This window comes from Mesorhizobium sp. M5C.F.Ca.IN.020.29.1.1, from assembly GCF_003997375.1.
Lineage (GTDB): Bacteria > Pseudomonadota > Alphaproteobacteria > Rhizobiales > Rhizobiaceae > Mesorhizobium > Mesorhizobium wenxiniae.
On record NZ_RZSW01001221.1, the window covers coordinates 1 to 388 of the forward strand.

Here is a 388-nt window from a genome sequence, read left to right on the forward strand (position 1 = left end):
GGACCCGACAATGTTGATCGCCATCGTGCCCCAGGGAAAGCTCGGGCCGACAAGACGCAGCGCGACGAAATTGACGACGTGCCGGAGCCCGGCACCAATAGCGCCGCCCGCGGCAACGAGGAGGAGATTGATCATCGCCGTTTACTGCCCTTGCAGGGTGGCTCGGTCAATCCCTGCCGCGTGCACTCGGAGTTGGCGGATGCACAAATCGTCGAATGCGCTCCACCCTGCACATCACAGTGGTGTGAGCGGAGACCGCAACCGCTTCGGACGCTTCGCCGCAGATCCGTGCGCAGGCCTGAGCAGGTCGTCCATCATCCCATCAGGATCGGGCGGACCATGTCCAGCTTTACGACGACGAAATCGAAAAATGCGCGGATGCGTGGAG

General features: G+C 62.4%; 1 pseudogene. It reads right to left on the bottom strand.

The features are described 5' to 3' along the window. Positions 1 to 135 (bottom strand): annotated as a pseudogene (locus tag EOA85_RS39750) (fluoride efflux transporter CrcB); the annotation flags it as partial. Positions 136 to 388: the final 253 nt, after the last annotated feature.